This is a genomic window from Corynebacterium sp. BD556 (genome assembly GCF_038452275.1).
GTDB lineage: Bacteria > Actinomycetota > Actinomycetes > Mycobacteriales > Mycobacteriaceae > Corynebacterium > Corynebacterium mayonis.
The window spans coordinates 1070369-1082561 of record NZ_CP141643.1 but is presented as its reverse complement, the minus strand read 5'-3'; the positions used below and the strand labels follow the sequence as shown (position 1 = coordinate 1082561).

Here is a 12193-nt window from a genome sequence, read left to right as displayed (position 1 = left end):
AAGGCTTTATTCGTCGCGCCAGACCTCATCGGTCCACAACGTGGACAGAGTCAGAGTCAGGATCCTGGCGCGGCTGTCTTTTTGGCGGATGCGTTCGCGCCACTGACGGCGCACCCAACGGTCGTGGCTGGTGATGATCACCGTGCCCGCGAAACCTAGCAGTGCCTCCTCCAGTTCCTCGGCGAGGACGAGGGAGAGATGGTTCGTGGGTTCGTCGAGAAGCAAAAGATCCGGCGGTGAAGCCAAAATGATGCCCAAAGACACCCTACGACGCTGGCCGAGGGAAAGATCCGCCAACGGTTGCGCTGCCTGCTCCGCAGACAACAGGCCCAGCTCGACCAGGTCGGGAACACCCTCAGGAGTACGGTTGGCGAAGATCTCGGCGGCCGAAAGACCTAAATCGGCCCACTGGTCGTCCTGCTCCAGGCGCGCCACCGTCATCTCCTCCGGCATAACCAGCTCGCCGTCGAAGGTGGTCAGCTCGCCGTCCAAAATCTTCAAAAGCGTCGATTTGCCAGAGCCGTTCGGGCCTTCGACCAACAATTGTTGGCCGGGCTGCAGTTTGAGATCAAGAGGCGCCAGACGTTGCTCAACGCTGAGCTGTTTTGCCACCACCGCCGGCACACCCAGGCTGCTCGCGCTGTGCTGCGGCAGGCCATGGAACGCCAGGCGCTTAGGTGGCGCAGGGATCTCGCCTCGCTCGAGTGCTTCGAGTCGGTTTTTCGCTGAGCGGCGCCGGTTGCCCACTGTTTTGGCGGCGCGGTCAGCGTAGAACTTTGCAGCCTTGCGCGTCTCAGTTTTGCTCTCCTGCGAATGGAAGACCTCCTCGGCGTCGGTCTGCGTGGCCTTTTCCAAACGCAACCTCTCGTGCTCCTGGGCGGCGTAGTCGGCCTCCCAGCGGAGCCGCCGCTCCTCACGGGCTTTGAGGTAGTCGCTGAAAGTGCCTGTAAAACGCGCGCCTTGGCGGGTGTCCTCGCCGAAGCCTCCCTCCGGGCCGAGCGCGGGATCTAGGTCAACCAACCCATCACAGATAGCGTCGAGGAAGTAACGGTCGTGGCTGGCGGCTAGGACCGGCCCGCGGAAGGCCTCCAGCTCCCCGACCAAGAAGTCCACGGCTTCGTCGTCGAGATGATTCGTCGGCTCGTCGAGCACCATGGCGTCAACTGGTCGAAGCAGCAGGGTCGCCAGGGCAAAACGGCGGCGCTGCCCGCCGGACATCTCTCCCAAGGGGGTAGCCAGATCCACATTCGCCAGGCCCAAACCAGCTAAAACAGTGGCGATGCGGGCGTCGAGCTCCCACACGCCGGAGTTTTCGGCGCGCGCCAGGGCGCGATCGAAAGCGTCGGCAAGCGTGGGCTCATCTGCGAGTTTGAAAGAAATTTCTTCAATGTCACGCTCCACCTGGCGCAGTTCCTCGACCGCCTGGTCGATCAGTGCGGCGGCCGGATCTGAAAAAGGCAGGGAAGTTTCCTGGGCGATAAAGCCTGTCACCGGCGGGGTGATAATCCGGCCGACATCCGGCTCAAGCTCCCCGGAGATCAGGCCCAGAAGCGTTGATTTTCCCGCCCCATTTTCACCAATTAAGCCGGTGACGGATTCGCTTGGCACCGCGAAGGAAATATCAGTGAGCACGCGACGGCCGCCGGGGTAGGAAAACGACACCCCGTCAAGGCCAATGTGGAGGGGAGCAACCATGGGGAAAGCTTAGCCCCCGTAGTTGATCGCCGTGGTGATGTCCTGGACGATCTTGTTGTCACCCGGGCCTGTGTAGAGCACCCGGGTCGTCGCCTGAAACCCGCCGCCCACCGGAACCGGCCTGCTTAAATCGACTGTGATCTCACCTTCGGAAAAGGTGGAGGAACCTGCCACCTCAAGGCTATCGCCGCCCTCGGTGCCGTCGAGTGAGATGCTGCGCTGAGTCGGGCGCTGCTGGATGTCCACCTTCAGCGCTACCGTGTCACCCTCGAGGCGCTCCACCGTGTAGGTGGTGGTGCGCAACATGGCCGCGGCGCCTGTGACGCGGCTGTCTACGGTCCAGGATCCGCCCACGCCCACCGGTTCCGCGGGAAAAATGACGTTGGCGGAGGTCAGCGCAAGCAGCGCAGATTCCACAGCTTCGCGGCCCTCGGTGTTTGAGCCCTCCGGGGCCATGAGCTTTAAGGTACCCACCGCGCCGTTGAGCAACGTGCGCCACGACATGAGAAAACCCGCGGCGGTGGCCACGTCGCTGTTGAGTTCTGGCGCCGAGTGAGTTGCTGTGCCCACCTCGAAGTCGATGCGGCGCTCGGCGGTGTCCTCTCCTGGGCCAGGCTCGGGGGCGTGCCCAGTGCGGATTGTCAGCGGCAGCGTAGTCGAGGCAACCTCACCTTCGGCGGGAGCTGTGAGGTCGACTTCGTTGGTGGTGGCAACCTCTTGGGTGATGCCGCGGGAGACAACGACGGTTGTGTCCCAGGGCGCTTCGTTGGTGTGGTCTGCCGAAGCGGTGAGCAGCCGCGGATTGTTGCCTACCTCGACAACGCGGACATTCGCTTGGTCGATGGCGAAAGCGGGAATGCCGTCGAGCGGATCGGGCTGTTGGGCACAGGCCGTCAGGGCGGCGGTGGTCAGTGCCGCGGCAAAGACGGCGGCGAGGCGGAAGGATGTTGAGGGCTGCACAGTCACGCATGCGAACCTACCTCACCGACCATTGGCTAGAGTGAAAAGTCGATGGACGATGAGATCACGCACACGAATGAAGTGGCAACCCGCAGGCGGGGTGGCTACTTCCGCCGCATCGTAGTAGGCATCCTGGCGGTCGCGGTGGCCGACCAGGTGCTCAAGCAGCTCATGCTTGCTTTTTTGGAGCCTGGCGTGCCCGTGACCGTGTTGGGCGATTGGTTCCGGCTGTACCTGCTGTTTAACCCAGGTGCGGCGTTTTCGATGGGGCAAAACTCCACATGGTTGTTTACTACCATCCAGTTGGGCTTCGTCGTCGGTGCGCTCATTGCCGCCCCGCGCATTACCCAACCTTGGGAGGCGGTTGGTTTGGCGCTGATTGCTGGGGGAGCTTTAGGCAACCTCACCGACCGGTTGCTGCGCGCTCCGGGTTTTTGGTTCGGCCATGTCGTCGACTACATTTCCGTGGGTCGTTTCGCCGTGTTTAACCTTGCTGATGCGGCGATCACCGTTGGGGTGGCAGTGTTTATTGCGAGTTTGTTCTTCGGCAATTCGGGGGTGGATAAAAGTGGGAGGTGAGTTCCGGGCCTTGCCCGCGCCGGAGGGTCTTGATGGGCTGCGAGTGGACATGGCGGTGTCTAAGCTTTTCGGCATTTCGCGTGCCGCGGCCGCCGAGATTATCGCTGACGGGGCTGTGCTTGTCGACGCCGCCGCGGTCCAAAAGTCAGATCGGGTGCGCGCCGGGGCGCTCATTGAGGCGACGCTGCCCGCACCGAAAGATGCGCCGCAGCCCATCGCGGAGAGGGTTGACGGCCTTGAGATTCTCTACTCGGATAAAGATCTTGTGGTTGTTGACAAGCCAGTCGGTGTGGCCGCGCACCCCACGTTGGGTTGGGAAGGGCCCACGGTAGTTGGCGGTTTGCAGGCCATGGGCATTGAGCTTCCCGACGCCGGCCCGCCCGAACGCAAAGGCATTGTCCAGCGTCTCGACGTCGGCACTTCCGGGGTGATGGTCGTGGCCACCAGCATCCAGGCTTATTCGGTGTTGAAGCAGGCGTTTCGTGAACGCACGGTGGCAAAGACTTACAACGCCCTCGTTCAAGGACTACCGGACCCGCTGGAGGGCACCATCGATGCCCCTATTGCCCGCCACCCGTCGGCAAGCTGGAAGTTCGCGGTGCGCTCCGATGGGCGCAGCTCGGTGACTCACTACGAGGTCATTGAGGCATTCCGGGAGGCCTCCTTGTTAGAGATCCATTTGGAAACGGGCCGCACTCACCAAATCCGCGTCCACATGTCGGCCACCGGCCACCCGTGCGTGGGAGATCCGATGTACGGCTCCGACCCCAACTTGGCCAAGCGCCTGGGGCTTCAGCGGCAGTGGTTGCATGCCACCAAACTGGGTTTTGTGCATCCGCGCACACATTCCTGGATGGAGGTTGAATCTTCTTACCCGCCCGATTTGGCGCACGCCCTCGAGGTGCTGCGGGGATGAGCCGCAACGCCATTTTTGCCGCTGGCATGCTCGTTGGGGCGCTTGCCCTTGGCACCGTCGGGCTTTCGGCGCTGGGACAGTCGGTAAGCAAAGCGCCGTTTGTCAACGGTGACCAGGTGGGTATGGATCGTGGGGAAGACTGGCAACATTATGCGGCGCGTGCCTCACGCTCGCTCGACGAGGCTGCAGGCGATGAAAAGGCCTACGCGCTGATCACTTTCGACAAGGACACGGACTTTGCGCAGGCCGCTGTAGCTGTGGCGGGTTTGGGCCGAGTCGGTGCGGTGGTCTACCCAGGCCTGCCGCCCAAGGCAGTGCCTGAGCCAGCGCGAGGACAAGGGCGCGAAACTGTTTTTGACCGGGAGGCTAGGCGGGCCATTGGCAGGGCAGAGCCTACGGAGGGGCAAGACGCGCAGGGCGCGGACAGCGTCCAAAGCGTTGTCGTTTATGACACCGGTGAGGCGCTTCGTGCTGCGGCCGCCCACCACCAGGTGGCGGCGGTGGAGGTGTTGCCGGCGGATGCCGTGTGGGGAGCGTTCGCGGTGCGCCCCGCTTCGCCCTGACAGCCCCTCAAAAACCCCGTGCTGGTGCGGTTGTGTTGGCGCAAATGTGCTGGTGGAAAAGTGCCGAGTGCGGCTTCGGCGCTGCAAGTGGGATTCGCTGCTCGGTTTGCGCGCGGGGGCGGGGTGTATAGTTCAGCACGTTAGTTTTAAGCAGTTTTCCTATGCCTTTAACCCGCCCCGCAACGACTTTTTCCGGAAGCCGGTGCGGGGCCGAAGGCAACAACCCGTGAGGAGATCCCTTGCACTTGGCCCCCACCCAGCGCACCAACACCAACCCGCGCAACCTGCCCACGAGCAGCGCACGAATGAGCATTAAGCGCGCAGTCGTCGTGGCGGTGACGGCGAGCGCGCTGTTTGCAACCGGCTGCGGTGTCGCTGGATTCGGAGGAGGCAAAGGTGACAATGCGCATGGCCTTGTTGCGGGTGACTACACCATCGCCGAGGTCGCGGACGTGACCAACAGTGTGGTGGTCAACGGCAACATCGTGCCAGTCAAAATGCTGAGCATCACCTCACCATTGCAATCTAAAGTCACGCGCCTAGCAGTCAGTGTCGGCGACAGGGTCCAGGCCGACCAGTTCCTCGTCGAGATGGATACCGAGGAGCTGCGCCGCCAGCTCAATCGGCAAAACCAGGCCGCCGGCCAAGCACCAGCGGCTTATGTCGCCGCCGCCAATGTCGAAGTGCTGGCCTCCGCTCCGGGTGGATTTCGCCTGCCGAACATCAACGATGTGATTGGCGGTTTGTGGAATCGGCAGGCTCCGCAACCTCCTTCTGAGCCCGCGCCGCCTGCGCCGCCCGAGAGTCTGCCTGTGCCCCCGGAGGGTCAGCCGACTTTACCGCAGCCGCAAAGCGTTGACCCCGGCCAGGCAGAAACCGCCGACCCTGCCGAGGCCGAGTCGCGAGCTGCCCAGGAAGCCGCAAGGCAGCAAGCCCAACAGCTCCAGCAGGTGCAGGAAGCTCAGCAGGCGACGGGCGGCAGTGACGGGACTTTGGAGTACCAGATCCAGCAGGCGACGGTTTACGCACCGATAGCCGGCCTGGTTACCTCCGTCGACGTACAGGAAGGTGACATCCCCCAGGGCAAGCTTTTGACCATCGCCGACGATTCGCGTCTGCTTATTCGCTCCGAGGTGCGCGAGGCCGACGTGTCTTCTATCAAGCCGGGCGACCGAGTTACTTTCACATCTACGGCCACCGGCGACAAGGAGTTCGCTGGCAGGGTCAATAGGATCCAGCCGATTAGCTCCACCCCTGAGCAGCCACGGCTGCCGGAAGGCCAGCGGAAAGGCGACGGCGGCTCCGTGACCTTCCCAATCGAAATTGAAGTCGAAGGCAACAAGGACGGCCTGTTGCTGGGAGGTTCCGTGCGTGCCGAGATCATCACGGAGGAAACTCCGCAGGCGCTGTCGATTCCCCGGGATGCAGTTGTTGACGGCAAGGTCCTTGTCCTCGCTGGCAGTGAGGACGGCACTTCCGGCACCATCGAGGAACGAAAGGTGGACACCGGCGCCGCCAACGAAGTAGATATCGCTGTGATCTCCGGGGAGCTCAAAGCGGGCGACATTGTGATTAACTGGCCCGACAAATACCGCGACCGGCTCGGTGAGAAGGTCGACATCGAGGATCCATATTTCGACCCGGAGGACGTCAAGAGGGCCCGTGACGAGGGCAGCAAGCGCACACCAGCCGGCGACGCTAAGTAAGGAGGCGTCGTGAAGCACGAGCTTGGATCAGAAGTTGACCACGACACCCCCACCGAAATTTTTGAGCAGGCCATGCCGGACATGGCTAACACTGGCCTGCTGGTCGACATGCGCGGCATAGTCAAAACCTATAACCCTGGTGAACCCAGCGAGGTCAAGGTTCTCCACGGCATCGACTTCCACACCGAACAGGGAGAGTTCATCTCCATAGTGGGGCCCTCGGGCTGCGGAAAATCAACGTTGATGAACTTAGTTGGCATGCTTGATCGACCCACCGAAGGCGCCTACGCTTTCAACGGCGAGCCGGTCTATGCCAAAGAGGACGCCGAACTGGCGGCGTACCGCAGCCAAAACATCGGCTTTATCTTTCAGAACTTCAACCTGGTTGGGCGCATCGACGCCTTGCAAAACGTCGCCATGCCGATGATGTACGCCGGAGTGGCCAAAAAAGAGCGCGAAGAGCGCGCAGCCGACCTGCTCAGCCGCGTCGGCATGGGAGATCGGCTGCACCACAATCCCAACGAGCTCTCCGGTGGCCAGAAACAGCGCGTGGCTATTGCCCGCAGCCTGGCCAACGACCCAGACCTTTTGCTTGCCGATGAGCCAACTGGTGCCCTCGACTCGAAGACGGGGCGTTTGGTCATGGACCTGTTCCACGAACTCAATCAGGAGCTGGGCAAAGCCATCGTGTTCATCACACACAACCCGGACCTGGCGAGGGAGACATCCCGCATTGTCGAGATGATGGACGGCCGGATCAGCGGTATCCGCAGCCTGCGGGGTGAGCGTTAAGTGAACCTGCGGGAGAATTTTAGGCTGGCCGCATCGAGCCTGAGCGCCAATAAACTGCGTTCGTTGCTGACGCTCTTGGGCATCATCATCGGGATTATGGCCGTGATTGTCATTATGACTTTGGGTGCCGGTCTGCAAAAACAGGTTGTCTCCGGCCTTGAGGGTGTCGGCGCCTCCAAACACATAGTCACGGTGCATGAGCGCGACGATAAGGAGGACAGCAGCGATCCCTTCGCCGCCTTCGGTTCGGCGCCGCCGACTGAGGAGGCCGACCGCGTCACCTTCGATGAACTCAATGAACTGCGTGATCATTTCGGTGACCGCATCCAGGGCATCGACGTCGGTGAGTCGGACGGTTTCGAGGCCCAAGCTACGTATAACGGCAAGGAGTCTGCCGGCTTCATCAAACCGGTGGTGGCTGACTCGTTTAAGATGCGCAACCTCACTGTCGAATACGGCCGTGAGTTAAGCACCAGCGATGTCGATCAGCAGCGCCCATTGGCCGTGGTGACACCGGCTGTCATCGAGGAGCTTTTCGACGGTGACGCGGTCTCCGCCCTGGGCGAGCGAGTCGACTTTACCGTCGGCAGTCAAACCGCTGTGTTTACCATCGTGGGGGTCACTGAGGACCCGGGCAACTCCGGGGCTTTCGGCGGTGGCGGCTTCGCGCCTGTCGACGTTTATATTCCGGTCACCGCAGCGGAACGAATGGGCGAGAGAATAACTAGCTTTAATTCCTTTAGCGTTCAGTCCGTGGCGAACGAGGACACGAAGGCTTTCCAGCAAGACCTGCAGAGCTACGTGGATCGCTGGTATCAGCGCAACGAAGATTTCACCATCACTGTCTTGGATCTATCCGCTGGACTTGAGCAGCTCACCAGCCTTTTCGGCATCATTGCGAGCGTGTTGGCCTCCATCGGCGGGATCTCGCTGCTCGTCGGCGGCATCGGCGTGATGAACATTATGTTGATCACCGTCACCGAGCGCACCCGTGAGATTGGTGTGCGCAAGGCTCTCGGGGCGACCCAGCGAGACATTCTCACCCAGTTCATTGTCGAGGCTGTGCTGGTTTGTTTGATCGGCGGTTTGATCGGTGTAGTGCTGGGCGGGGCAATCGGTATGATCGCGACGGCTTCCTTCGATGCTTTCGTCTACCCCCCAATCGGGGCGGTGCTCATCTCCCTGTTCTTTTCCCTGGCGACAGGTGTTTTCTTCGGCGCCTACCCGGCGTCGAAGGCGGCGAAGATGCAGCCGATCGACGCGCTGCGCTACGAGTAGACCAGCGCTTTTAGCGGACTGGTTCGGCGCCGTGGGTGTGTCTTGACGGCGCCGATATGATGAGCCCATGGCCAAAAAATCCTCGTTTGTTCACCTGCACAACCACACAGAGTTCTCCATGCTTGATGGCATGGCGAAGGTGGATCTGCTCGCCGAGGAAATTGTGAGGCAAGGGATGCCCGCTGTTGGCATGACAGACCATGGCAACATGTTCGGCTCCAACGCCTTCTATCGCCGGATGGTCGACGCCGGTGTAAAGCCGATCATCGGCATTGAGGCATACATGGCACCGGGTTCGCGTTTTAGCAAAAAGCGCGTTACGTGGGGTTCCCCGGATCAAAAGCGCGACGACGTCTCGGCGTCGGGCGCCTATTTGCACCAGACCATGCTGGCGGAAAACGTCACTGGTTTGCGCAACTTGTTCCGTTTGTCCTCTTTGGCTTCCTATGAGGGCCAGCTAGGTAAATGGCCGCGCATGGATGCGGAGCTGATCGCGGAGCATGCCGACGGCATCATCGCCACCACCGGCTGCCCTTCTGGCGATGTGCAGACGCGGCTGCGCCTCGGCCAGTACAACGAGGCGCTCGAGGCCGCTGCGATGTGGCAGGACATTTACGGCAAGGACAACTTCTTCCTTGAGTTGATGGACCACGGTCTGCAAATTGAGCGCCGCGTGCGCGACGATTTGCTTCGCATTGGGAAGGCGTTGGATTTGCCGCCGCTGGTTACCAACGACTGCCACTACGTCCTCGAATCGCAGGCCCCTTCGCACGAGGCCATGTTGTGTGTTCAAACAGGCAAGACCTTGCTGGACCCGGACCGCTTCAAACTTGACGGCAGTGGCTACTACATCAAATCTGCGGAGCAGATGCGCGAGTTGTGGGACTCCACCGTCCCGGAGGGTTGCGATAACACGTTGTGGATCGCCGAGCGTGTCAGCGATTACGGAGAGATCTGGGAGAATCACCCACACGACCGTATGCCGGTTGCGGATGTTCCTGAGGGCGAGACTCCTACGACGTGGCTGCGCAAAGAGGTCCACCGCGGCCTACGCGAGCGCTTCGACGGCGGGGAGGTACCGGCCGAGTACACCGAGCGCGCCGATTACGAGATAGACGTCATCGACATGAAGGGCTACCCGTCTTATTTCCTCATCGTCGCGGAGTTGATCAAGCACGCCCGCGATATCGGGATCCGTGTGGGGCCGGGCCGTGGCTCTGCTGCGGGTTCCCTCGTGGCGTACGCGCTGACGATTACAAATATCGACCCGATGGAGCATGGCCTTCTTTTTGAGAGGTTTCTCAACCCGGAGCGTCCTTCCGCCCCCGATATCGACATCGATTTTGATGATCGTCGTCGCGGGGAAATGATTAGCTACGCTGCCCAGCGTTGGGGTGAGGACAAAATTGCCCAGGTGATCACCTTCGGCACGGTCAAGACGAAGCAGGCGATCAAAGACGCGGCGAAGGTTAACTTTGGTCAGCCGGGTTTCCAAATGGCCGACCGTATCAATGCGGCTTTGCCCCCGGCGATTATGGCTAAGGACATCCCGCTGTCTGGTATCACCGATCCGGAGCATGATCGCTACTCGGAGGCTGCGGAGGTGCGCTCCCTCATTGAGACTGACCCGGACGTGTCCAAGATTTATGAAACGGCCCGTGGCCTTGAGGGTGTCGTGCGCCAAGCGGGTGTCCACGCCTGCGCTGTGATCATGTCTTCGGTGCCGCTGATGGATCATATCCCGATGTGGAAACGCCCCGCTGATGGTGCGATTATCACTGGCTGGGACTATCCGGCGTGCGAATCCATCGGCCTTTTGAAGATGGACTTTTTGGGCCTGCGCAACCTTACCGTGCTTGGCGACGCCTTAGAAAACGTCCGGAAAAACCGCGGCGAAGATATTGACTTGGAGGCATTGGATACCGACAACCAAGCTGTTTATGAGTTGCTGTCGCGCGGCGAAACCCTGGGGGTGTTCCAGCTTGACTCCGGTGGTATGCAGGAGCTTCTTAAGCGCATGCGCCCCACGGGATTCAACGACATTGTTGCCTCGCTCGCGCTGTATCGTCCGGGCCCGATGGGTGTAAACGCCCACTGGGATTACGCGGACCGCAAAAATGGCCGCAAGCCGATCACCCCGATCCACCCGGAGCTGGAAGATCCGCTGCGGGAGATTCTCGATGAGACTTATGGTCTGATCGTCTACCAAGAGCAGATCATGAGGATCTCGCAGAAGGTGGCGAACTATACTGCCGGGGAGGCAGATGGCTTCCGCAAGGCCATGGGCAAAAAGAAACCGGAAGTGCTGGCGCAGCAGTACGAGAAGTTCTCGGCCGGCATGGCAGAAAACGGCTACTCTCAATCCGCCGTGGATGCCTTGTGGGGCACCATTGAACCTTTTGCCTCCTACGCTTTTAACAAGTCGCACGCCGCAGGCTATGCCCTTGTCTCGTACTGGACGGCCTACATGAAGGCGAATTACACCGCCGAGTATATGGCGGCGCTTCTCACGTCGGTGGGCGACAAGAAAGACAAGTCTGCGATCTATTTGGCGGACTGCCGCCACTTGGGCATTTCAGTGTTGCAACCCGACATTAACGAGTCGGAGGAAAATTTCGTGGCCGTTGGCGAAGACATTCGCTACGGCCTGGCTGCAGTGCGCAACGTCGGCGGGGAGGTGGTCGAATCCATCAAGGAAACCCGCCGCACGAAGGGGGCGTTTACCAGCTTCTCGGACTACTTGGACAAGATCGACCTGTTGCCGTGCAACAAGCGCATTACCGAGTCGCTGATTAAGGCTGGAGCTTTTGACTCACTCGGCCACACCCGCAAGGGCCTAATGCTAATCCAAGAAGATGCCGTTGATTCGGTGTTGACGACGAAGAAGGCAGCGGACAAGGGGCAGTTTGATTTATTCGCCGGCTTTGGTGGGGACGCCAACTCCCACTCCTCAGCTTTTGCCATCGACATTCCAGAAGATGAGTGGGACCGCAAGCATTTGCTCGCCCTCGAACGGGAGATGCTTGGGCTGTACGTCTCCGGCCACCCCCTCGACGGTTTCGAGGAGGCGCTTGACGCCCAAACCGACACGCAGCTTACCGGTATCCTCTCCGGGGAGCTGCGCCACGGCGCGGAGGTGACCATTGGTGGTCTGATCTCTAGTGTGGATCGGCGCTTTTCCAAGAAAGACGGTTCGCCGTGGGCGATTGTGACGGTGGAGGACCACCACGGAGCACAAGTTGATGTGTTGTTGTTCAACAAGGTGTATTCGCTGGTGGCGCCGCAGATCGTGGAGGACAATATCATCTTGGTCAAGGCGCATGTGTCGATCCGTGATGAGCGCATGAGCCTGTTCGGCGACGACGTGAAGGTGCCCGATCTGGGCCCGGGCAATGGTGCCGGTTTGCCGCTGCGGCTGACTCTGCGCACGGAGCAGTGCACGGTGGAAAACATCCGCAAGCTCAAAGATGTGCTGGTGTCGAACCCGGGTGACTCGGATGTTTACCTGAACCTGGTCCACGGTGACCAGGCCCAGATGATGGTTCTGGGGGAGCATTTGAGGGTGGAGCGCTCGGCTAGTTTGATGGGTGATTTGAAGGCGAACCTGGGCGCGGGAATTTTGGCCTCTTAGTCCCTAGAAGAATCAACCTCACACAAGCGGCAGACTCGCCGCCAACTGCAAAAGCCAGCCCCCTTTGCAGGCG

At 60.7% G+C, this 12193-nt stretch carries 9 protein-coding genes; 7 read left to right on the top strand and 2 right to left on the bottom strand.

All coding sequences use genetic code 11. The annotated features are described in order from the left end of the window. Positions 1–6: 6 nt before the first annotated feature. Both VLL26_RS05115 and VLL26_RS05110 read right to left on the bottom strand, forming a co-directional pair. A complete protein-coding gene (locus tag VLL26_RS05115; RefSeq protein WP_342320030.1) occupies positions 7–1695 on the bottom strand; it encodes an ABC-F family ATP-binding cassette domain-containing protein in 1689 nt (562 codons plus the stop codon). Positions 1696–1704: 9 nt separating this feature from the next. Beyond that, positions 1705–2661: a DUF6263 family protein gene (locus tag VLL26_RS05110; RefSeq protein ID WP_342320029.1), complete on the bottom strand. Its 957-nt coding sequence runs from the start codon at positions 2659–2661 to the stop codon at positions 1705–1707. Positions 2662–2826: 165 nt separating this feature from the next. Here VLL26_RS05110 and lspA point away from each other — a divergent pair, with 165 nt between their 5' ends. The 7 genes from lspA to dnaE all read left to right on the top strand — a co-directional run bounded on the left by lspA (position 2827) and on the right by dnaE (position 12120). Continuing rightward, positions 2827–3234: a signal peptidase II gene (gene lspA, locus VLL26_RS05105; RefSeq protein WP_425292303.1), complete on the top strand. Its 408-nt coding sequence runs from the start codon at positions 2827–2829 to the stop codon at positions 3232–3234. Next, complete coding sequence (locus VLL26_RS05100; protein ID WP_342320027.1) at positions 3224–4150, top strand: RluA family pseudouridine synthase; 927 nt, start codon at positions 3224–3226, stop codon at positions 4148–4150. Before lspA ends, VLL26_RS05100 begins: the two co-directional genes overlap by 11 nt. Then, the gene (locus VLL26_RS05095; protein WP_342320026.1) at positions 4147–4713 is read left to right on the top strand and encodes a hypothetical protein; all 567 of its coding nucleotides are present in this window, start codon (positions 4147–4149) and stop codon (positions 4711–4713) included. Before VLL26_RS05100 ends, VLL26_RS05095 begins: the two co-directional genes overlap by 4 nt. Before the next feature lie 245 nt (positions 4714–4958). Continuing rightward, on the top strand, positions 4959–6419 hold the full coding sequence (locus tag VLL26_RS05090; RefSeq protein WP_342320024.1) for an efflux RND transporter periplasmic adaptor subunit: 1461 nt from the start codon (positions 4959–4961) through the stop codon (positions 6417–6419). 81 nt (positions 6420–6500) lie between these two features. Further along, on the top strand, positions 6501–7211 hold the full coding sequence (locus VLL26_RS05085) for an ABC transporter ATP-binding protein (protein WP_342320156.1): 711 nt from the start codon (positions 6501–6503) through the stop codon (positions 7209–7211). A gap of 63 nt (positions 7212–7274) precedes the next feature. After that, positions 7275–8489: an ABC transporter permease gene (locus VLL26_RS05080; RefSeq protein ID WP_342320023.1), complete on the top strand. Its 1215-nt coding sequence runs from the start codon at positions 7275–7277 to the stop codon at positions 8487–8489. A gap of 67 nt (positions 8490–8556) precedes the next feature. Beyond that, entirely contained in the window at positions 8557–12120 is a 3564-nt protein-coding gene (gene dnaE, locus VLL26_RS05075; RefSeq protein ID WP_342320022.1) for a DNA polymerase III subunit alpha, read from the top strand. Positions 12121–12193 lie beyond the last annotated feature (73 nt).